Source organism: Pseudomonas sp. P4_D7 (assembly GCF_056401755.1).
In genome coordinates this window covers 1-20,596 of sequence record NZ_JBFUIR010000006.1, presented here as the reverse complement: position 1 = coordinate 20,596, position 20,596 = coordinate 1, and the positions used below count along the sequence as shown (strand labels likewise).

Genomic DNA, 20,596 nt, shown 5'->3' with positions numbered 1-20,596 from the left:
AAAGCTCGACAGGTTACGGTTTCAGCCACAGCAATACATAGTCGTTTTTATCGAAACGCCCGCTCAACACCGGCTGCGCGCTTTCCAGCGGCGTGCCCTTGAGAGATGGCAGATCACTGCGATCCATCATCAGCCACGCCGGGCCTTTGAGCGCCTCCAGTTGCTGGATCGAGTCGCTGAACTGCGGTTGCAGATCCTGCTCGATATTGACCATGAACTTGATCGCTTTCGCGTCCTTGCCCATACCGTGCAGCACCAGCGGCGCCGGGTTTTGTTGAACCTGGGCGAACACCGCGTGACTGAATGCCTGGGTGTCGTACAAACGCCGCTCCACCGGCTCGAAGACCGCCGCGTACACCGTCCACAACGCCAACACGGCACTTAACGCCAGCACTTCGACACGCCAACGTGGGAGCAACAATCGCGACAACGCCAAGAGTTGCAGCAGGCCCAGCGCGATCAACACCCAGGACACTTCACTCAATTGCTCGGGAAAGCGCCGTTGAGCGACCAGCAAAACCACCAGCAGCAAGCCCGGCGTGACCAGCCACAAGCCCATGATCAAGCCGCGCAAATAGCGGAACACTCGCCCATGCGCAACCTGAAACGGATACGCCGCAATGATCGCCGCCATCGGCAGCATCGGCAGCAGATACCGGGCCTTTTTCGCCTGGGGAATCGACAGGCCGACCATCACAATCAGTCCCGCCGCCGCGCAGTACTGCACCAGACGCAGCGCCGGGCCACGTTGCTGCGGTTTGCTCAGCCAGGCCGCCACCAGTACCAGCAATGCCAGCGGATAGGCCAGCGCGTAGTTGCCGAACGAACTGGTGAAGTAATACAGCGAACCGCTGACGCCTTCGCTGCCGTCCATGCGCCCCATGAACTGCATGCGGATCACGTCCTGCAAGAAGACCGGGCCACCGCTGAGTTTCGCCAGCCACAACAGCAGGCCGACGCAGGCCGCGAGCAGCAGCGAAGCCAGTACGCCGAACACCAGCAGTCGCGACCACTCACGGTTGAGCAGGTAATAGCTGCACAGCATGCCGGTCGGCACCACCAGACCAATCGGCCCGCGAATGCCGAAGCCGAGCAGCAGCAACGCGAAGATCAACGGCCAGTGACGCCTGCCGGCAAAATGCTCATGGGCATAACCCAGATAGAACACCGCGAAGGCCACCGCCGCGAGCATCAAGTCCTGCGACACCGCGCGCACTTCAGTGACGAAACCGCTGGTGAGCATCAGCAACGCAATACTGATCAACGCCCAACACCGCGAGTACGGCGCCAGCAGTCGATACATCAGCGTCACGATCAGCGCACCGGCGACGGCACTTGGCGCCCACGCCGTAAACGCGTTCACAGTGCCGAACGGCAGCGACAGCAGCCAGATGAACAGCGTCGAAACCGCTGAATAATCCGCATACGGTTGACCATAGGTGGTCGGAAACACCGTCGGCCCATGGCGCAGCATTTCTTGCGCGAACAACACGAACCGCGAATCGAAACCGATCGGGGCCTGCCCGTAGACCCCGGCCATGAACACTAAAAACGCCAGCAGCCCTGCGATCAGGGACTGCCGGCGAATCTCAGGCGATAAGCTGATCAAGCGACGTCGGACGCGTGTGGCCATTGTTGCAGCGGGATCGGCAACTTACGCGATTCGCCACGGCCCATCGGGAAGTAATGGAAACCGTTACGTGCCAGACGCTCGGCGTCGTAGAGGTTACGGCCGTCGAAGATCACCGGACTGTTGAGGCGCTGTTTGATCAGATCGAAATCCGGCGCCTTGAACTGCTGCCATTCGGTGCAGATGATCAATGCGTCGGCGCCGGGCAGTACCGATTCTGGCGTGCCCATTAGCATCAGCTTCGACTCGTCCGGATAAAGGTTCTGGGTTTCCTGCATGGCTTCCGGGTCGAAGGCGCGCACGCTGGCACCGGCGGCCCACAGCTCTTCGAGCAGGACACGGCTTGGCGCATCGCGCATGTCATCGGTGTTGGGTTTGAACGCCAGGCCCCACAGGGCGAAAGTCTTGCCGCGCAGGTCACCTTTGTAGAACGCGTTGATGCGCTCGAACAACTTGTGTTTCTGCCGCTGGTTGATCGCCTCGACCGCTTGCAGCAAATCGCTGGAGCAGTGCGCTTCTTCGGCGCTGTGGATCAACGCGCGCATGTCTTTGGGGAAGCACGAGCCGCCATAACCGCAGCCCGGATAGATGAAGTGGTAACCGATGCGCGTGTCGGCACCGATGCCCTGGCGCACCGATTCGATGTCGGCGCCCAGGTGTTCGGCGAGTTCGGCGATCTGGTTGATGAAACTGATCTTGGTCGCCAGCATGCAGTTGGCGGCGTACTTGGTCAGCTCGGCGCTGCGCAGGTCCATGAACATGATGCGGTCATGGTTGCGGTTGAAAGGCGAGTACAGATCGCGCATCACATCGCGCACTTCATCGCCTTCGCAGCCGATGACAATACGGTCCGGACGGCGGCAGTCAGCAACGGCCGAGCCTTCCTTGAGGAATTCCGGGTTGGAGACGATATCGAACTGCAGCAGGCGGCCGGTTTTGATCAAGGCTTTTTCGATGTGCTTGCGCAAGGTGTCGCCGGTGCCCACCGGTACCGTGGATTTTTCCACCAGAATCAGCGGCTGCTCACGATGGCGGGCAATCGCATCGCCGACCGATAGCACGTAGCGCAGGTCTGCCGAGCCATCCTCACGCGACGGCGTACCCACGGCGATAAACGCGACTCGACCGTGCTGCACGGCAAGTTGCTCATCAGTGGTGAATTGCAGGCGTTTCGAGTCGAGACCTTCGCGCACCAGGCTGGCCAGCCCAGGCTCAAAAATGCTGACATGACCCTGGCGCAACAGGTCGACCTTCTTCTGGTCGACGTCCATGCACACGACATCATGGCCGACCTCGGCCAACACAGCCGCTTGCACCAGACCGACGTAACCGCTGCCAAATACTGTGATTTTCATGGAGCACTCCTGAATTCGGGCGCACGAGCCGGACGAGTGTTGATGGTGATGACCCCGAGCATGACCAGCGCCACGCCGAGTGATTTAGTGAAACTGAAGGATTCGTTGAACAGCGGCAGACTGGCCGCCAGCAGATACACCAGCGCATAGCTGATGCTCAGCAGCGAGTAAGCCCGGCCCAGCGGCAGATCGCGCAGGGCGGCGAGCCAGCAAAGCATTGACAGGGCGTAGGCAAAAACCGCCGCAATGACCACGGCCAGCGCCCGCCAATCGAGGCTGTCGATGTGCAGCCATTGTTCCGGCACGGGCAGGCGGGTCATGCTCCAGCGCATGCCCAGTTGCGCAGCGCTGACGAGGAACACGCTGCCCAGCGCGAAGGTGATGCCGCGACGTTGATTCATGACTGTTGCCCCAGCAAAACCACGCCGCCGATCACCAACGCCACGCCAAGCCAATGCTGGCGGTCGATGGGTTCACGGAAGACGAAGCGCGCAATCAGGGTGATCAGCACGAAGTTGAGGCTGAGCATCGGGTAGGCGATGCCGACTTCCAGACGCTGCAACACCAGCAACCAGACCAACAGACCTGAGCCGAGGGCGAGCAGGGCCAACCACAACCACGGCGTACGCAGCTTTTCGGCCCAGCCCGACTCGACGCCGCGCCAGCTCTCCACGGCGTACTTCTGCGCCACCTGCCCGAGGCAGGTCAGCAGGCACGCGGCCAACAGCAGCAACAGGCTCATGACGCCTCCTTGGGCAGGATCATGATCACCAGGTTGCCCTGTTCGTAACGGAGGCCGTCCTTGGGCAACTTGTCGATTTCGTCCAGTTCGTCCTGCCCCTTGACGCGCATCACCACGCCGACCGAACCGCTGCGGCGCGCCTCACGCATCCACTGTTGCACGTCTTTGGTGTCAACCCGCTGTTGAATGCCGTCAGGATAGGCAAGGCCATATTTCAGTTCGCCTATCGTGTTGTACAACGCCACTTGCGGCGTTTTCAGGCGCCAGGCCAGCGCCGAAGCAGCCCCCAGATCGTTGCTCAGCAAGTGGGTGGTCTGCGCCAGTTCCGTGACGTGATGCTTGATGAACTGATCCGGCATCTTGTTGGCGACCACCGATTTCGGCAGCGCCGCCGGCAACACCGCAATCAGCAACAGGCTGCCGAGTGCCGGTGCTGCCCAGCATTGCAGCGGCAGAAAGGCTTGCAGCAGGTTGGCGATGATCCAGCCGATCAGTGCGATAAACACCAGCACCATGCTGTGCAGTTCGTGGTCGTAAACCGGTTTGGTCAGTTGCAGATAAACCAGCGCGATCAGCAACACGATGCCCAGCGCCAGATTGAGCAGGCCATTGATGCTCAGCGCACGTCCTTGCTCCAGGCGCAAACGGTCGGCGAGCGCATTGCCCAGCAACAACGCTATCGGCAGCAGGCACGGCAGGATGTAGGTCGGCAGTTTGCCGTTGGCCAGGCTGAAAAACCCCAGCGGCATCGCCAGCCAGAGCAGCACAAAGACCACTTTCGGCTGAGCACGGCTTTGCCAGGCTTGTTTGAACGCGGTCGGCAGCAGCCCCACCCACGGCAGACTGAACGCCACCAGCAGTGGCAGGTAGAACCACCAGGGCGCATCGTGTTGCGCATCGTCACCGGCAAAGCGGCGGATGTGCTCGTGCCAGAAGAAGAACCGCCAGTAGTCCGGTTCCTGCGCATGCACTGCGAGCACCCACGGCAGGCTGACGAGGATCGCCACGGCAATCGCCACCGGGCCGAACATCAGCAGTTCACGCCAGCGTTTTTGCCAGAGCATCCACGGCAGGGCGATCAGCACCGGCAGCAGCCAGGCGAGAAAGCCTTTGGTCATGAAACCCATGCCACAGGCCAGCCCCATTACCGCCCAGGCTGCCATGCGCTTGCCGCCGGTTTGACTGTCGAGGGCAAACCACAGCGCCACCAGACTCAGATTGACCCAGAAGGTGAATTGCGGATCGAGGTTGGCGTAACCGGCCTGACCGGCGACGATAGTGAAACTCATGTAAAGCAGGGCGCAGACGAAGCTTTTGCGCGGCTCGTTCCACAAGCGCCGAGCGACCAGATAGCACAGCAGCACGCTCAACCCGGTGCTGAGCGCCGACGCAAAGCGCACGCCGAACAGGTTCTGCCCGAACAACTCCTGACCCAGCGCGATCATCCAGTAACCGGCAATCGGCTTCTCGAAATAACGCAGGCTCATGAAGTGCGGCGACACCCAGTTGCCACTGAGCAGCATGTCCTGGCTGATCTGTGCGTAACGGGTCTCATCAGGAATCCACAAACCGTGCGTGCCTAGCGGCAGCAGATAGGCCAGCAAGCAAATACCCAGCAACAGCAGTGGCAGCGTCCAGCGTTTAATCATGCGCCTTGCACTCCCAGCCAGCCTTCACGGCCGTCGAGGGCGCCGCGATGCACGCGACCCACGGGCAAGGTGTTGAAGAACTCGGGCAGCAAGTCGCCCAGTGGTTTGAAGTCGATATTGCGTTGGCGCGCATCGGCCAACAATTGACGAAAATCCTCAGCCATCAGAATCCCTTCTACTTCGGCGTGAATGGTGTAGACGTTGAGTTGTTGCGGGCGAAAGTGATCAAGGATGAAACCGTTGAAATCCCGCGCCGCGACGATCGGGCCGACGACTTCGTCGAAGGTCGGCAGGTCCACCGGAATCTGCGGGGTGCCCGGCGTACCGTCGGCCAGCAAAGGGCGAAACAGGTGTTGTCCACGACAATCGCTGTTGTAGCGAAAGCCGAAGGCTTGCTTGGCCTCGATCACGCGTTCGTCCGCACGCCAACCGGCGGCGGCCGAGCACTCGACTTTCTCGCCGAGAATGTCGCTCAAAGTGTCGACGCCCTGACGGATCTGCTCGATCAGTTGCGCATTGCTCCAGCGCCCGGCATTGGCCTGCCAGCCGTGGTGATCCCACGCATGCAGGCCCACCTCGTGACCGGCGTCGCGGGCCTGACGCATCAGGTGCCCGAGATCGCGGCCGATCGGCTTGCCCGGCCACGCGGTGCCGGCGAGCAGAATGTCCCAGCCGTACAGGCCGGCAGCATTGGAGCGGAGCATTTTCCAGAGAAACTGCGGGCGGATCAGGCGCCACAGATGCCGGCCCATGTTGTCCGGGCCGACACTGAAGAAGAACGTTGCCTTGATCTGCGCCTCGTCGAGCATTTCCAGCAGCCGCGGCACACCTTCACGGGTGCCGCGGTAGGTGTCGACGTCGATACGAAGTCCTGCCTGCATTACTTCTTGTCCGCGATTTCGAGCATGGCCTCGCGCAAGAAGAAATCGAGCGTATTGCCGATGGTCTCGCGCATTTCCACGGTCGGCGTCCAGTCCAGCAGACGCTTGGCGTTGGCAATGCTGGGTTTACGGTGCTCGACGTCCTGGTAACCGGCACCGTAGAACGCCTTGCTTTCCACGTCGCGGAAACCGGCGAACGGCGGGAAGTTGTCACGCAGCGGGTGCGCTTCGAACTGACGCAGTAGCTCTTCGCCTAACTGACGGATGCTGGCTTCGTTGTCCGGGTTGCCGATGTTGATGATCTGGCCGTTGCAGACGTCGTTGTCGTTATCGATGATCCGTGCCAGCGCCTCAACGCCATCGGCGATGTCGGTGAAGCAGCGCTTCTGCTCGCCACCGTCGAACAGGCGAATCGGCGTGCCTTCGACCAGGTTGAGGATCAACTGGGTGATGGCGCGGGAGCTGCCGATGCGGGCCGAATCCAGACGGTCAAGGCGCGGGCCCATCCAGTTGAACGGGCGGAACAGGGTGAAATTCAAGCCCTTGGCGCCGTAGGCCCAGATCACCCGGTCCAGCAGTTGCTTGGACACGGAGTAAATCCAGCGCTGCTTGTTGATCGGGCCGACCACCAGGTTGGAAGTGTCTTCATCGAAGTGTTTGTCCTGGCACATGCCATAGACTTCCGAGGTCGACGGGAAGATCACGCGCTTGTTGTACTTGACGCAGTAGCGCACCAGTTTCAGGTTTTCTTCGAAGTCGAGTTCGAACACACGCAGCGGGTTGCGGGTGTATTCGATCGGCGTGGCGATGGCCACCAGCGGCAGGACCACGTCGCACTTCTTGATGTGGTACTCGATCCACTCGGAGTGAATGCTGATGTCGCCTTCGACGTAGTGGAAGTGCGGATGGCTGCGCAGACGGTCGATGGCGTCGGAACCGATATCCAGACCATAGACTTCATAGCGGTCATCGCGCAGCAGGCGCTCGGACAAGTGATTGCCGATAAAACCGTTGACGCCGAGGATCAGCACGCGCGTGCGACGTGGCGCACGGCCGGATTCGGCACCGCGCAACAGCGAACCGTCGACCAGGCCGAGTTCGTTGGCCAGTTGCGGGCCACTGAGGAACAGGCCGTTGTCGTTGCGCTGGCCGGAGAGGATCACCAGCGAGTCTTCGCCGCAGGCAATGCGCAGCGGATCGACACTGATCACCCGGCCCGGCGCCTGACCGTCGTTGCCTTTGACGACTTCGGCGCTCCAGACGATGAGTTTGTGTTCGCCGACCGCGCAGAACGCGCCCGGATACGGTTGGGTCACCGCCCGCACCAGGTTGAACAGTTGCTCGGCCGGTTTCGCCCAGACCAGTTTGCCGTCCGCAGCGGTGCGACGCCCGAATACGCTGGCTTTCGATTCGTCCTGCGGGGTTTCGCTGATCTTGCCTTGCAGCATCGCGGGCAGGGTGTCACGCAACAGATCGCTGGCCGCAGCGCGCAATTTACCGTGCAGGCTCAATGCGGTGTCGCTGCGTTCGATGGCGACACGTTGCTGGGCAACGATGGCGCCGGCATCGGCACGCTTGACCATGCGGTGCAAAGTGACGCCGGTTTCGGTTTCGCCGTTGACCAGTACCCAGTTGGCTGGGGCGCGGCCACGGTAGCTTGGCAGCAGCGAACCGTGCAGGTTGAACGCACCTTTTTTGGCCACGGCCAGCAACGACTCGCTCAGCAGGTTGCGGTAGTAGAACGAGAAAATGTACTCAGGGGCGAGCTTGGCAATCCGCTCGATCCACAACGGGTGGTTGACGTCTTCCGGCGCGTGCACCGGGATGCCTTTGTTGGCGCACAGTTGCGCAACCGATCCGTAGAACGCGTTCTCTTTCGGGTCATCGGCGTGAGTGAACACCGCCGCGATGTCGTAGCCGCTGTCGAGCAAGGCTTGAATGCCGGCGCAACCAATATCGTGATAAGCGAAGACAACAGTTTTTGCACTCATGAGAGAACCTGACCGGTAGTAGAAGTAGTAGTGGAGAGACCATCAACGGTGACTGCAGGCGCCGGCTCGGCGGCGTGGCTGCGCAAGACTTTTTCAATGAAGAAACGCGGGCGGGCGCGCACGTCGCTGTACATGCGTCCCAGGTATTCGCCGAGCAGGCCCATGCCGATGAACTGGCCACCGGTGAACACGAAGAGCACGGCGAACAGCACGAACATGCCGTCACCGGCCCAGCCGGAACCGAAGGCCAGACGCATGACGATCAACGCAAAAGCAAACAGCAATCCAAGCCCGGCCATGGTGAAACCGACGATGCTCAGCAGGCGCAACGGCGTGGTGGTCATGCAGGTGACCAGGTCGAACATCAGGTTGATCAGGCGCATCGGGCTGTACTTCGAATCGCCGTGCTCACGTTCGGCGTGGGCCACGACGATTTCGGTGGTGTGGCGGGCGAAGCTGTTGGCCAGAATCGGGATGAAGGTGCTGCGTTCACGGCAGGCGAGCATTGCGTCGATGATCGTCCGGCGGTAAGCGCGCAGCATGCAGCCGTAGTCGCTCATGGCGACGCCGGTGGAGCGTTGCACGGCGAGGTTGATCAGCTTCGACGGATAGCGGCGCAGGGCCGAATCCTGGCGGTTGCCGCGCACGGTGCCGACCACGTCGTAACCCTTTTCCGCTTCGGCGACCAGCCGCGGGATTTCTTCCGGCGGGTTCTGCAGGTCGGCGTCGAGGGTGATCACGACATCGCCTTTGCATTGTTCGAAACCGGCCATGATTGCTGCGTGCTGGCCGTAGTTACGGTTGAGGATGACCGCCACGAACGGGCTGTCTTCACGGGTCGCGGCTTCTTCCAGAAGGTTGGCGGACTCGTCACGGCTGCCGTCGTCGACGAGGACGATTTCAAAGTCGTGACGCAGCATCTGGCAGGCGGCTTCAGTACGGCGCAGCAGTTCCGGCAGGCTGTCCTGTTCGTTGTAGACCGGGATAACGATCGACACACAGCGGATCGGATAAGGTTTCACGGGCGTTTGTCCATAAGAGTGGCGATGGCACCGACCACGCGATCAAGGTCTTGATCGCTCATGTCGGGGAACAACGGAATCGAGCACAGCCGCGCCGAGTTCCATTCGGTGTTGGGCAGATACAGATCGGGGTCACGCTGGCGATACCAGGTGTGCAGGTGAGTGGCGATGAAATGGATACCGGTACCGATGCCCTGGTCCTGCAAGCCTTTCATGAAGGCTTCGCGGTCCATGCCGCAGCGCTCGCTGTCGATGCGCAGGATGAACAGGTGCCAGGCGTGGGTTTGTGCGTAGGCGGGCAAAGCCAGTGGTTGCACCGACAGGCCTTCGAGTTTTCGCCGGTAGGCGGCGGCCAGTTCGGTGCGGCGCGCGTTGATCGCGTCGAGACGCTCCAGTTGCACCAGGGCAATCGCCGCATTGATGTCGGCGAGGTTGTATTTGAAACCCGGCTCCATCACTTGCGCCTGCGGCTTGCGGCCACCGGTCAGGCGATCGTAGGCGTCGACACCCAGACCATGGAACTTGAGCATGCGCACACGGCTGGCCAGGGCTTCGTTGTCGGTGACGAACATCGCGCCTTCGGCACAGGTCATGTTCTTGATCGCGTGGAAGGAGAAAATCGCCGTGCCTTGCGAGCCGACGTGGCGCCCCTTGTAACGGGTGCCGGCAGCGTGGGCGGCGTCTTCGATGACCGCGATGCCGTGTTTGTCGGCCAGCGCATACAGCGGATCAAGATCAAATGCGGCGCCGGCGTAATGCACCGGAATGATTGCTTTGGTGCGTGGGGTGATGGCAGCTTCGATGCGCGCGGCATCGGTCATCAAGGTGTCGCGATCAACGTCGACGAACACCGGCGTGGCGCCGAGCAGGGAAATCATGTTGGCGGTCGAGACCCAGGTCTGCGACGGGGTGATGACTTCGTCACCCGGGCCAATGCCCAGCGCCAGCAAGGTAATGTGCATGCCGCCGGTGGCGGACGAAAGTGCCACCGCGTGACGACAGCCAACGTATTGCGCGAATTGTTCTTCGAGTGCCTGATTTTTCGGTCCGGTGGTGATCCAGCCGGAACGCAATACTTGTTCAACGGCTGCAATTTCTTCATCGCCGATACTCGGGCGAGAGAAGGGGAGAAACGCCTGACTCATGAACACCTCATCACAAACAATCAGAAGAAAACCAATTCACCGGGTAGGATCCAATCTCAGCGTAGACGCAAAAAACACCTTTGCATCAATAAGTTGCTGAAGTGACTTACCGTCGGGGTTCGGTTGACTTTTGTGGCTTCGCGCGGCAGTTTGAACGGCGCCGACACGGGATCTGTTGGAATTAAGGTTATGCCCGTTTTTGTGAAAGGAACATGAAAAACCGGTCGGCGAATCGTTTATCTGAACCCCATACAGCCACTGTTCAGACTTCTGCCGCTTATCGTCATTTTTAGTAGAAAAGTCCTACAGAAGTGTTCCCCTTACACTGGGAATGTTGCAGTTATTAGTTGGTGTGTTGAATTGTTTTTACTCAAGGCCTTTACGTTTGACTGACTTGTCCGCTGTACCGCTGCAAACCCGCCAAACCAATCCGATGACCCTGTATCTGGCGCGCCTGGCCCCCTCCAGCCAGCTAACCATGCGCTATGTTTTGCAGGATGCGGCCGACCGCCTCGGCTTTGAAGACATGAATGTCGAGGATATTCCCTGGCACGCATTACAACCTGAAGATGTTGTTGCGCTGGTCGCCGCTTTGCGCGAAGACAACTATGCGCCCAACACTTCTTCGCTTTATGTGAATGCCGTGCGCGGTGTGATGAATGAAGCCTGGCGCATGAGCCTGATCTCTCAGGATCATTTGTTGAAAATGCGTTCGGTCAAAGCCATTGCCGGCACGCGCTTGTCCCAGGGGCGCAACTTGAAGCGCACCTTGATCCACGAATTGATGGAAGTCTGCGCCGCCGATCCGCGTCCGCAAGGGCTGCGCGACGCAGCGGTGATTGCGTTGTTGTACGGCACCGGCATGCGCAAATCGGAGTCGGTGGACCTGGACTTGAATCAGGTCGACTTCACTGAGCGCAGCCTGACCGTCACCGGCAAAGGCAACAAACAACTGATCAAGTACGCGCCGGCCTGGGCATTCGCCAAACTTGATGCGTGGCTGGAACTGCGGCGCTCGCAACTGAAGGAAGGCGAGCGCGACGATGCCTTTCTGTTCAACCGCATCCGTCGCGGCAGCCACATCACCCGCGAGCGCATCACCAAACACGCGATCTACTACATCGCCCGTCAGCGCGGCACGCAGGTCGGGGTGAAGATCATGCCGCACGACTTCCGTCGCTCGTTTATCACGCGGGTCATCGAGGAACATGATCTGTCGATCGCGCAGAAACTCGCGCACCACAGCAACATCCAGACCACCGCCAACTACGATGTGCGTGATGACAACGAGCGGCGGCGTGCGGTGGATCGCTTCGATCTGTAATCAGGACGCGGCGAACAGATGCGCCGCACCGAGCACCGATAACTGCACGTCGCTGCCAGCAGGCGGCGCGTGCATGCCGGAGCTGCGCACCAGCAGCGACCGCCCGGGATCCTGAGTGATCGGCGAGCGCAGTTCGACGGTGAGGGTGCAGGTGTTGCCGGCAAAATCGCGCTCAGTGACCACGGCGGGGCAGCCTTGTGTGCCGACTACGGCGCCGGACAACTGCAACTGCTCGGGCCTGAGCATGATCTGCGCGTCGCCAATGAAACCGTTGCTGTTCACCGGCACTTGACCGAGATCGCAGTGGGCCAGACCGGATTCGATCCGTGCCGGCATCACCACGGCTTCGCCGAGAAAATGTGCGGTTTGCTCGTCGCGGGGAAAGCGGTAAAGGTCCATCGGATGCCCGGACTGCACCAGCCGCCCGCCGCGCATCACTGCCAACTGATCGGCAAAGGACAGCGCTTCGCCCTGATCGTGGGTCACCAGAATCGTGGTGACGCCGGCGTCCTCAAGCAAGCGCGCGACCATTTTGCGCATGGCGCTGCGCAGGCCGGTGTCGAGGGCGGAGAACGGTTCATCCAGCAGCATCAGCCGTGGCTGCTGCGCGAGGGCCCGGGCGAGGGACACTCGTTGCTGCTGGCCGCCAGACAGTTCATGGGGCCAACGCTCGGCCATGTTGGCGTCCAGCGCGACGCTGTCCATCAGCTCCTTGATCCGCTCGTGTCTGGCCGCGCCGGTCAGTGCCAGGCCGAACCCGATATTGGCGGCGACGGTCATGTGCGGAAACAACGCGCCGTCCTGCGGAACATAGCCGATCTGCCGTTGGTAGGCGGGCACCGCATGGGTGCTGTCGACCAGCACCTGACCGTTGAGGGTCAGGCTGCCGGCGTCGGGGAATTCAAACCCGGCAATTATCCGCAGCAGCGTGGTTTTGCCGGAGCCGGACGGGCCGACAATCACCGTGCGGCTGCCGGTCGGCACTGACAGGCAGATGTCATCCAGCGCTTTCTGCGCGCCAAAGGACTTGTTCAGGGAGATCAGTTCGAGTGCGTTCATCGGCCAGCGGTGCGCCTGGATTGGTGATAGAGGAGGGCCGTCAGCGGCAGCGAAAGCAGCACCATCAACAGTGCGTAAGGCGCGGCGGCGGCGTAATCGATTTCGCTGGTCATCGCCCAGAAGCCGGTGGCCAGCGTACGGGTGCCGTTGGGGGCGAGCAGCAAGGTCGCGGTCAGTTCATTGGTGATCGCCAGAAACACCAGCGCGGCGCCGGCGGCAGCGCCCGGTGCCGCGAGGCGCAAGGTGATCAGCCACAAGGCGCGCAGGGGCGATCGGCCGAGGCTTTGCGCAATGTTCTCCAGTTCTACTGGCGCCTGGGCAAAACCGGCACGCAGGCTGACCAGTGCGCGTGGCAGGAACATCAGCAGATAGGCGAGCAGCACGGTGATGGTGGTCTGGTAGATCGGCCGGGCGAAATGGATGGTCACGGTGACCAGTGCCAGCGCCACGACAATCCCTGGCAGGGAACTGGTGATGTAATTGCAGCCTTCGAGCAGACGCTGCAATTTGCCCGGCGCGCGGATCGACAGCCAGGCAATCGGAATCGCCGCCAGACTGGTCAACAGCGCACCGGCGACGCCAAACGACAGGGTTTGCAGCAGCGCAGGCAACAGTTCGTCGCCGCCCCACACGTCCCAGCCACCGGCGATCAACCAGCGACTCAATGTCAGCAGCGGCACGCCGAGGGCGAGCAGGCAGGTCAGCACTTGCAGACCGAGCCCGAGGATCACGCTGCCACGACCGAGCCGAACCGTGCGTTGTTCGCGGGCACTGCCGGAACCCACGCGCGCATAGCGCGCCTTGCCCCGGGCGGCGGATTCGGCGGTGAGCATCGCCAGGCAGCACAACGCCAGAACGCCCGCCAGCATGTTCGCTGCCGGGCCGTTGAAGGTCGATTTGAACTGATCGAAAATCGCCGTGGTGAACGTGTCGAAACGAATCATCGCGTACAGGCCATATTCGGCCAGCAAATGCAGCCCGACCAGCAACGCACCGCCACAGATCGCCAGGCGCAACTGCGGCAACACCACCCGGAAAAACACCGCCCAAGGCTTGAGACCGAGGGATTCGGCGACGTCTTCGATCGCCGGATCAAGTCGGCGCAAGGTTGCGGCAATCGGCAAGTAGAGAAACGGAAAATAGGCGATCACCGACACCAGCACGCCGGCCGATAAACCGTGAATCGATGGAATCAGGCTGACCCACGCATAGCTATGCACGAAGGCCGGTATCGCCAGTGGCGCCACGGCCAGCAATGACCATAGGCGTCGACCGGGCAGATCGGTGCGTTCGGTCAGCCATGCCAGTGCGGTGCCGAGCAGAATGCACAGCGGCAAGGTGATCAACACCAGCAACACGGTGTTGATCAGCAGTTCCGCCACCCGTGGACGAAACACCAAGGCTTCGATGGTTGCCCAACCGGTGGCCCACGACACGCCGAGGACAAACGCGATCGGCAGCAGCGACAGTAATGAAACACCGATCGCCAGCGCAACCACCCACGAGCCCCCGCGACCGGTGAGGGCGCGGGGTTTAAGTCTAAGGCTCGCGGAGGCGGTCACTGCAACCTGCGCGGGTAGGGTTTCGGGGAGCACTTACAGGATTCCCGCCTGGGTCATCAGCTCGACGGCTTTCTTGCTGTCGAGTTTCGACGCGTCGACTGTAGGCGCGTCGAGATCCTTCAACGGCGTCAGTTTCGGGTTGGACGGCGCGTCTTTGCCGACCGCGTACTCAAACGAGGTGCCGCTGTGGAGAATCTCCTGGCCTTCTTTGCCGGTGATGTATTTGACGAACTTCTGCGCCTCTTCCTGATGTTTGCTGGAGGCCAGTACGCCCGCGCCGGACGTGCTGACAAACGCGCCCGGATCCTGGTGCTTGAAGTAGTAGAGCTTGGTGTTCTGGCTGTTTTCGCCGGTCTTGGACTGATCGACGAAGCTGTAATAGTGGTAGATCACGCCGCTGTCGATCTGCCCGGCGTTCACCGCTTTGAGCACGGCGCTGTTGCCGCGGTACACGCTGGCGTTGGTTTTCATGCCTTTGAGCCAGTCGAGGGTAGCCGTTTCGCCTTTCTGTTCCAGCACGGCCGCGACGATGGCCTGGAAGTCCGCACCAGCGGGTGAAGCAGCCCAGCGGCCTTTCCACTCCGGTTTAGCCAGGTCGAGCAGGGATTTCGGCAGGTCTTTTTCCGCGAGTTTCGCCGGGTTGTAGACGAACACCGTCGAACGCGCGGCGATGCCGATCCATTGGCCATGAGCCGGGCGGTACGCCGCGTCCACTTGTTGCTGCGTGGCAGGTGCAATCGGGGCGAGCAGTTTGGCGTTGTCGACCAATACCATCGCCGGTGAGTTTTCGGTGAGGAACACGTCTGCCGGCGAGGCCGCGCCTTCCTGCACGATCTGGTTGCCCATTTCGGTGTCATCGCCATTGCGAATCGTCACCGGAATCCCGGTCTCTTCAGTAAAACCGGCCACCCAGGCTTTGGTCAGGCTTTCATGCTGGGCGTTGTAGACCAGCAGGCCAACGCTGTCAGCGGCAAACGCCTGACCGGCACTGAGCAGGGCGCTGACCAGCAATGCGCGTTTCAGAAAGGACGGGACCTTTGGATTCATAACGGTAACGCTCCTGATTTTTTAGACGTTATGGGCAGGCATTCGCGGGCAGACTGCAATGCGAATGATTTGCAGATATTCAGCCGCAGGCAATGTAGAGAGGCAAATGAGAAAAAAACGTCAAACAAACCGTTAATACATGTCATTGCCATTCAGATTAGCAGCGACTCGGTGACGCACGGTTGCCGTGCGTCATTCCGCGTCAGCTATTCAGGAGGGATTGGGGATGTAGGCGACGCTCTGGTCGGTGCGGCCATGGAACACCTGTTCGCCGCGGGTTGGCGTGGTGCTGATGGCCCGGTGATCGGCGCTCAGGTAGTCGAGTGGCAGCGGATCACCACTGCGGTATTGGGCAACAATGATGGTGTGTTGCGCGTCCCAGTGCTGACCGCTGCTGCGCTCCAGCCAGGCTAATAACGCCGCACTGTTGCCGGTACGCGGAAAGTCCGCAGTTTCCGGCACGTAGTAGAAGGGCGCACCGCCGGTTTGCAGGTACATCGGGACTTTGTTGTCGACCTCGATCATGACCATACGCCACTGACTCAACGGTGCCTGCTGGCTGGCCTGTTCGCGTACCGTTTCACCGAAGCGGATCACGCCGCCTCCGCTGTTGGTCCACGGATACAACACACCGAGCACGCCGACCATGACCGCCGTGGCGATCGCAAAGCCGACGTGCAAGCCACGCCCTTGAAGGTTGCGCGCGGCCATCCGGCGGGTAATCCACCACGCACCGAGCAGTTGCGCGAACGGCACCAGAGGCAACACGTAATAGCTGCGTCGGCTGCCGCTGGCGGTGAAAAACAGCAGCAACAGGCCGAGACCCTGAATCAGCCAGCGGGTGTCCGGCTCAATGTTTCGCCAGTTTCGCAGCGCCACCCACAGGGCGATGATCCAGCACGGCGCCCACGGCAGGGTGTAGACCGGCAAGTACAACAAATAGGTGTAGATCGGGCCGATGTTGTCGAACGGCTGGAAAAACCGCACGACGTTTTCGCGCAACACCAGTTCCAGACCGCTTTGCCGATAGTCGGGGGATCCGTAGACATTCGAGAGCAGGAACGGCAATCCATAGAACGCCCCGGCGATCAGCAGCGCGGCGCACAGGCGCCGGTTGAGATGGCGTTTCCAGCGTCCGTCTTGCAGCAGATGCGGCAACAGCAGCAGCCCCGGCAGGATGAAACCGATCAGGCCCTTGAACAGTGATGTCAGCGCCAACAGGCAAAAAAACACCCCATAGCGCCAGAGCCGGGTGTCATCCGGCCCACGCCAATACCACCACACCGCCGCGAGAACACCGCAGACTGTGAGGATGTCGGCCGTCGCGACCCGCGCCCAGAAGACGAAATAGAATGTGGTCGCCAACATCCATCCGGCAATCAGCCCGGTGCCTTTGCGAAACAATTGCTCGCCCAAGAGGTACACCAGCCATACGCTGATCCACGCCGAAATAACCGACGACAAGCGCAATGACCACGGCCCCAGGCCTCCGGTCAGCCAGGACGTCGCGGTGATCAGCCAGTACGACAGCAATGGTTTGTCGTAGTACGGATCGCCCTTGAGATACGGGTCGAAGTAATCACCGCTTTGCAGCATCTGCAACGCGATATTGGCCCAGCGGGTTTCCGCGCCCCAGAGTTCGCGGCTGCCCAGCCCAAGCAGCAACATCAGCGCAGTCGCTGCGAGAAGAATCCATAACGCCCTGCGTTCTTTGGCCGTTGCGGTCATGGCTGGCGCTTGGCGAAAATGTAGATCTGCAGATTGCCGCGCTGGTAATGCTTGCCGTCAACTGGCAACAGCTCGATTTCCTGCGCTTCCTGGGTGCTGTTGACGCGCATCACCACCGCCACCGAGCCTTTTTTGCGCGCTTCGGTCATCCATTTGCCGACATCATCCAGACCGACCTTGCGGGCAGCCATGGCCGGATCGTCGAGGCCGTATTTCAGTTCACCGACGGTATTGAACAGATCCACTTGCGGCCGCTTCAGACGCCAGGCCAAGGCCGACGCGGCGCCAAGGTCATTACTCAACAGCGAGGACGCTTCGCTCAAGGCCTGTTGATGCTCGGCAATAAACTGGTCGGGCATCTTGCTGTCGACGATTTGCGCCGGCATTGCGGCGGGCAGCAAGGCGATCAGCAGACCGATGCCGAGCGCCGGCATGGCCCACATCGTCAGCGGCCGCATGACTTGCAGGGCATTGGCGATGATCCAGCCGATCAGCACGATATACACCAGCGACAGGCTGAACATCTCGGTGTTTTCGTAGAGTTCCTTGCTCGCTTGCAGGTAGATCAGCGCAATCAGGGCAACGCTGCCCATTACGGTATTGATCACGCCGTTCAGGCGCAGAACCTGCGTGTTGCGCTGCTCCAGCCAGTTGACCACGGTGTAGCCCATCAGCAGGGCCAGAGGAAACAGGCACGGCATGATGTAGGTCGGCAGCTTGCCGCTGCTCAGACTGAAAAAGATCAGCGGCAGCACAAACCACAGCGCCAGAAACGCGGTTTTTGCCTCGCGTTTTTCACGCCAGGTACGAATCAGCGTCGACGGCAACAACAGCGCCCATGGCAACGTCGAAGCAAACAGCAACGGCAGATAGAACCACCACGGCCGTGCATGCTGGGCATCATCGCCAGCGGCGAAACGGCGGATGTGTTCATGCCAGAAGAAAAACCGCCAGAAGTCCGGCTCGCGCACGTGTACCGCCAGTGCCCACGGCACGCTGACCAATGCGGCCACCAGTATCGCCACCGGGCCGTAGCGCAGCAGTTCGCTGAAACGGCGTTGCCAGATCATGTAGGGCAGGGCGATCAGCACCGGCAGCAGCAGGGCCAGAAAGCCTTTGGTCATCAGGCCCATTCCACAAGCGGCGCCGAGCAATGCCCAACTGCCGAGACGGGCCTTGGGGGTGGTGCTGTCGATGGCAAACCACACCGCTACCAGACTGAGGTTGACCCACAAGGTGAACTGCGGATCAAGGTTGGCGTAGCCTGCCTGACCGGCGATCAGGCCAAAACTCATGTACAGCAAGGCACATGCCGCGCTGATCCGCGGGTTGTTCCAGAGCCTGCGTGCCAACAGATAGGCGAGCCAGACGCTGACGCCCGTACTCACCGCCGAAGCGATGCGCACACCGAACAGGTTGTCGCCGAAAATCGCCTGGCCGATGGCGATCATCCAGTATCCGGCAATCGGTTTCTCGAAATAGCGAATGCCCATGAAATGCGGCGCGACCCAGTTGCCGCTCAGCAGCATTTCCTGGCTGATCTGGCCGTAACGGGTTTCGTCGGGAATCCACAAACCGTGGCTCATCAGCGGCAACAGATAAAACAGCACAAACGCCAGGATCAACCCAGGGATCGCCCAGCGTTCGATCAGCGAGGGAGGTTGCATCAAATGACGGGCAGCGTGGCGCAACGGAGGGGTATCGGACGTCATGACTGAGCCTTGGGGCGAATAAATAGTATCTGGCTTAAAACACTAGAAGCCGTGGCGGTTTTTTCATTGTTTATGTGTAACGTCTAATATCTGCCAGAACGGTGTATTGATAATGCCCAGCACTGTAAGTTGTTTCCGGTCATCAATTCGTACAAGTAAGGTACTGCCATACTCGGCGGCAATCGCGTGAGGAAAACCGGTCTGTTTTTCAAAATCACTGATACAGCCGCTGTGCGTGACCAGTACAAGATTCTGCTGCGCCACTTTGCGCGCGACGATGTCATCGCGAAGTGTCGGGCCGCAGGTGGCCAGCCAGTCTTCGGCGCTGGCGTCGTGGCCGAACATGTAATGCGCGGTTTGCGCCGTGCGGGTCAGCGGGCTGCTCAACACCACGGCCTGCTGCATGCCCAGTCTGACGAAGCCTTGACCGACCGCTTGCGCCGCGCGGCTGCCCACTTCGGTGATGCCATCCGCCGGGCCCAGGCAGGTATTGCTCGAACGATCGCAGCGTTCGGTGTGTCGCACCAGCGCAACGACTTCACCGGCCCGCCAGGCTTTTATCCATTGAGCGGTGGTGCTGTGCCCGGCATGATCGAGGTCGGTCGGTGAGCGCGGCCACCAGACAAAACCACTGACCAGAATGGCCAGTGCGATGACGCACACGAGTGCAACCCATAGCCGAAAGCGCGGCGTACGCCGGTACCGAAATAAATGTTTCAACTGAAATAATTGCGCCACAATGTTGCCTCTTTAAACGCCAGATAGTTCATTCAGTGCAACGCAAGGCTTGGGCAGCGAGCAACTTTACGACTGTTTACTTGAATGCTGGCTGAACACTACGTTCAAGGTCGTCGGGGCGCGGTGAAGAACATGTGAAAAAATTGCCAGAAGTTACTGCGGACAAACTAAAGCGCCTATTTGATAAACAAACTCAATTGTTGTTTTTGTTTATCGAGGGGCCTTAACAAGTCTCCATCGTTGCGGTGAAGCTCAGGCTGTCACGCAACGGCATAGCGCCGGGCTAGCCGGATAAACACTCAGGAGTCGTTCGAACGCATGGATCTCAAGCAAAGCCTGACAAAACGGATCGTGATCGTGTTCGCCCTGATGAGTGCTCTTGTGGCCGGTGTGTTTGCGTTGGGGATCGTCGCCAGCGTGCACGTGGTCGAGCGCAAGTTGACCACCACCACGCTAAGCGGAGGTCTACGCCGTTTATTGGCAATGGATGACATCAGTCACTGGAGCCACGCCCCGGAAAAGGGCGAATTGTTTTTTTTCGAGGGTGGCCAGGGGCCGTTGGCACTGACCCGGCAACTGGCGGCGCTACCCTTGGGCTTTCAGGAAATCACTTTTCACGGTGACGCTTTCTACGCCATGGTCGAAGCCGTTGGGGGGCGCAAATACGTGTTGCTGCGCGATCAGGAAAGCCTCGAACAACGTGAGCATCTGCTGTTTATTGTGGTGATTGTCGGGTTCATCCTCAGCGTGATTCTGGCGATTATTCTGGGCCGCTTGCTGGCGCGACGGGTCATGGCGCCGGTGATTCGTCTGGCTCGCCAGGTGCGCCACCGCGATCAGCTCATCGAGGTGGCGCCGCCGTTGCATCCCGATTACGCCGCTGATGAGGTCGGCGAGCTGGCGCTGTCGTTCGATCAGACGTTGGGACGTCTGCGCGCCACCTTGAGCCGGGAAAAACTGTTCACCAGCGATGTCAGCCATGAACTGCGCACGCCGTTGATGGTGCTGAGC

Annotated in this window: 17 protein-coding genes; 2 read left to right on the top strand and 15 right to left on the bottom strand. The window is 60.6% G+C overall.

Features of this window, described 5'->3' with window-relative positions:
- Nucleotides 1-13: 13 nt before the first annotated feature.
- From AC1DVF_RS06390 to arnB, 9 genes are read right to left on the bottom strand one after another with little or no spacing between them, the layout of a single operon-like run.
- A complete protein-coding gene (locus tag AC1DVF_RS06390) occupies nucleotides 14-1,633 on the bottom strand; it encodes an ArnT family glycosyltransferase (protein WP_477782235.1) in 1,620 nt (539 codons plus the stop codon).
- Complete coding sequence (locus AC1DVF_RS06385) at nucleotides 1,606-2,985, bottom strand: UDP-glucose dehydrogenase family protein (RefSeq protein ID WP_034153972.1); 1,380 nt, start codon at nucleotides 2,983-2,985, stop codon at nucleotides 1,606-1,608. The genes AC1DVF_RS06390 and AC1DVF_RS06385 overlap by 28 nt, the downstream gene beginning before the upstream one ends.
- On the bottom strand, nucleotides 2,982-3,386 hold the full coding sequence (arnF, locus tag AC1DVF_RS06380; RefSeq protein ID WP_016986767.1) for a 4-amino-4-deoxy-L-arabinose-phosphoundecaprenol flippase subunit ArnF: 405 nt from the start codon (nucleotides 3,384-3,386) through the stop codon (nucleotides 2,982-2,984). Before arnF ends, AC1DVF_RS06385 begins: the two co-directional genes overlap by 4 nt.
- A complete protein-coding gene (gene arnE, locus AC1DVF_RS06375; protein WP_460090855.1) occupies nucleotides 3,383-3,727 on the bottom strand; it encodes a 4-amino-4-deoxy-L-arabinose-phosphoundecaprenol flippase subunit ArnE in 345 nt (114 codons plus the stop codon). The genes arnF and arnE overlap by 4 nt, the downstream gene beginning before the upstream one ends.
- Nucleotides 3,724-5,376, bottom strand: coding sequence for a lipid IV(A) 4-amino-4-deoxy-L-arabinosyltransferase (gene arnT / locus AC1DVF_RS06370; RefSeq protein WP_257355100.1), 1,653 nt, complete (start codon nucleotides 5,374-5,376; stop codon nucleotides 3,724-3,726). The genes arnE and arnT (AC1DVF_RS06370) overlap by 4 nt, the downstream gene beginning before the upstream one ends.
- A complete protein-coding gene (gene arnD / locus AC1DVF_RS06365; protein ID WP_477782234.1) occupies nucleotides 5,373-6,257 on the bottom strand; it encodes a 4-deoxy-4-formamido-L-arabinose-phosphoundecaprenol deformylase in 885 nt (294 codons plus the stop codon). Before arnD ends, arnT (AC1DVF_RS06370) begins: the two co-directional genes overlap by 4 nt.
- Nucleotides 6,257-8,248 (bottom strand): bifunctional UDP-4-amino-4-deoxy-L-arabinose formyltransferase/UDP-glucuronic acid oxidase ArnA, encoded by a 1,992-nt coding sequence (arnA, locus tag AC1DVF_RS06360; protein WP_099759111.1) that lies wholly within the window; start codon nucleotides 8,246-8,248, stop codon nucleotides 6,257-6,259. The genes arnD and arnA overlap by 1 nt, the downstream gene beginning before the upstream one ends.
- Nucleotides 8,245-9,270 carry an undecaprenyl-phosphate 4-deoxy-4-formamido-L-arabinose transferase gene (gene arnC / locus AC1DVF_RS06355; protein ID WP_099759112.1) on the bottom strand — a complete coding sequence of 342 codons (1,026 nt, stop codon included), beginning with the start codon at nucleotides 9,268-9,270 and terminating at the stop codon, nucleotides 8,245-8,247. Before arnC ends, arnA begins: the two co-directional genes overlap by 4 nt.
- The gene (arnB, locus tag AC1DVF_RS06350; RefSeq protein WP_477782233.1) at nucleotides 9,267-10,415 is read right to left on the bottom strand and encodes a UDP-4-amino-4-deoxy-L-arabinose aminotransferase; all 1,149 of its coding nucleotides are present in this window, start codon (nucleotides 10,413-10,415) and stop codon (nucleotides 9,267-9,269) included. The genes arnC and arnB overlap by 4 nt, the downstream gene beginning before the upstream one ends.
- A 433-nt stretch (nucleotides 10,416-10,848) precedes the next feature.
- Here arnB and AC1DVF_RS06345 point away from each other — a divergent pair, with 433 nt between their 5' ends.
- On the top strand, nucleotides 10,849-11,739 hold the full coding sequence (locus AC1DVF_RS06345; protein ID WP_049802099.1) for a site-specific integrase: 891 nt from the start codon (nucleotides 10,849-10,851) through the stop codon (nucleotides 11,737-11,739).
- On the opposite strand, the gene AC1DVF_RS06340 is transcribed toward AC1DVF_RS06345, so the two are convergent.
- The 6 genes from AC1DVF_RS06340 to pmrG all read right to left on the bottom strand — a co-directional run bounded on the left by AC1DVF_RS06340 (nucleotide 11,740) and on the right by pmrG (nucleotide 19,510).
- Entirely contained in the window at nucleotides 11,740-12,798 is a 1,059-nt protein-coding gene (locus AC1DVF_RS06340; RefSeq protein WP_093432691.1) for an ABC transporter ATP-binding protein, read from the bottom strand. It abuts the gene before it with no gap.
- Nucleotides 12,795-14,393 carry an ABC transporter permease gene (locus AC1DVF_RS06335; protein WP_407047299.1) on the bottom strand — a complete coding sequence of 533 codons (1,599 nt, stop codon included), beginning with the start codon at nucleotides 14,391-14,393 and terminating at the stop codon, nucleotides 12,795-12,797. The genes AC1DVF_RS06340 and AC1DVF_RS06335 overlap by 4 nt, the downstream gene beginning before the upstream one ends.
- Nucleotides 14,394-15,407 carry an iron ABC transporter substrate-binding protein gene (locus AC1DVF_RS06330; protein WP_016983392.1) on the bottom strand — a complete coding sequence of 338 codons (1,014 nt, stop codon included), beginning with the start codon at nucleotides 15,405-15,407 and terminating at the stop codon, nucleotides 14,394-14,396.
- A 210-nt stretch (nucleotides 15,408-15,617) separates the two neighbouring features.
- Nucleotides 15,618-17,135 (bottom strand): ArnT family glycosyltransferase, encoded by a 1,518-nt coding sequence (locus tag AC1DVF_RS06325; protein ID WP_460128706.1) that lies wholly within the window; start codon nucleotides 17,133-17,135, stop codon nucleotides 15,618-15,620.
- Complete coding sequence (arnT, locus tag AC1DVF_RS06320) at nucleotides 17,132-18,847, bottom strand: lipid IV(A) 4-amino-4-deoxy-L-arabinosyltransferase (RefSeq protein WP_477782232.1); 1,716 nt, start codon at nucleotides 18,845-18,847, stop codon at nucleotides 17,132-17,134. The genes AC1DVF_RS06325 and arnT (AC1DVF_RS06320) overlap by 4 nt, the downstream gene beginning before the upstream one ends.
- 63 nt (nucleotides 18,848-18,910) lie before the next feature.
- Nucleotides 18,911-19,510, bottom strand: coding sequence for a lipopolysaccharide core heptose(II)-phosphate phosphatase PmrG (gene pmrG / locus AC1DVF_RS06315; RefSeq protein WP_427120128.1), 600 nt, complete (start codon nucleotides 19,508-19,510; stop codon nucleotides 18,911-18,913).
- Between the two features lie 393 nt (nucleotides 19,511-19,903).
- Between pmrG and AC1DVF_RS06310 the strand changes: the two genes are divergently transcribed.
- Nucleotides 19,904-20,596: HAMP domain-containing protein (locus AC1DVF_RS06310; RefSeq protein WP_477782231.1), on the top strand; the 693-nt coding region annotated here is incomplete at its 3' end.

Bases quoted from the DNA above. Each gene is read 5' to 3' on its own strand.
- AC1DVF_RS06390 (WP_477782235.1), bottom strand. From the start codon at position 1,633: ATGGCCACACGCGTCCGACGTCGCTTGATCAGCTTATCGCCTGAGATT.
- AC1DVF_RS06385 (WP_034153972.1), bottom strand. From the start codon at position 2,985: ATGAAAATCACAGTATTTGGCAGCGGTTACGTCGGTCTGGTGCAAGCG.
- arnF (WP_016986767.1), bottom strand. From the start codon at position 3,386: ATGAATCAACGTCGCGGCATCACCTTCGCGCTGGGCAGCGTGTTCCTC.
- arnE (WP_460090855.1), bottom strand. From the start codon at position 3,727: ATGAGCCTGTTGCTGCTGTTGGCCGCGTGCCTGCTGACCTGCCTCGGG.
- arnT (WP_257355100.1), bottom strand. From the start codon at position 5,376: ATGATTAAACGCTGGACGCTGCCACTGCTGTTGCTGGGTATTTGCTTG.
- arnD (WP_477782234.1), bottom strand. From the start codon at position 6,257: ATGCAGGCAGGACTTCGTATCGACGTCGACACCTACCGCGGCACCCGT.
- arnA (WP_099759111.1), bottom strand. From the start codon at position 8,248: ATGAGTGCAAAAACTGTTGTCTTCGCTTATCACGATATTGGTTGCGCC.
- arnB (WP_477782233.1), bottom strand. From the start codon at position 10,415: ATGAGTCAGGCGTTTCTCCCCTTCTCTCGCCCGAGTATCGGCGATGAA.
- AC1DVF_RS06345 (WP_049802099.1), top strand. From the start codon at position 10,849: ATGACCCTGTATCTGGCGCGCCTGGCCCCCTCCAGCCAGCTAACCATG.
- AC1DVF_RS06340 (WP_093432691.1), bottom strand. From the start codon at position 12,798: ATGAACGCACTCGAACTGATCTCCCTGAACAAGTCCTTTGGCGCGCAG.
- AC1DVF_RS06330 (WP_016983392.1), bottom strand. From the start codon at position 15,407: ATGAATCCAAAGGTCCCGTCCTTTCTGAAACGCGCATTGCTGGTCAGC.
- AC1DVF_RS06325 (WP_460128706.1), bottom strand. From the start codon at position 17,135: ATGACCGCAACGGCCAAAGAACGCAGGGCGTTATGGATTCTTCTCGCA.
- arnT (WP_477782232.1), bottom strand. From the start codon at position 18,847: ATGACGTCCGATACCCCTCCGTTGCGCCACGCTGCCCGTCATTTGATG.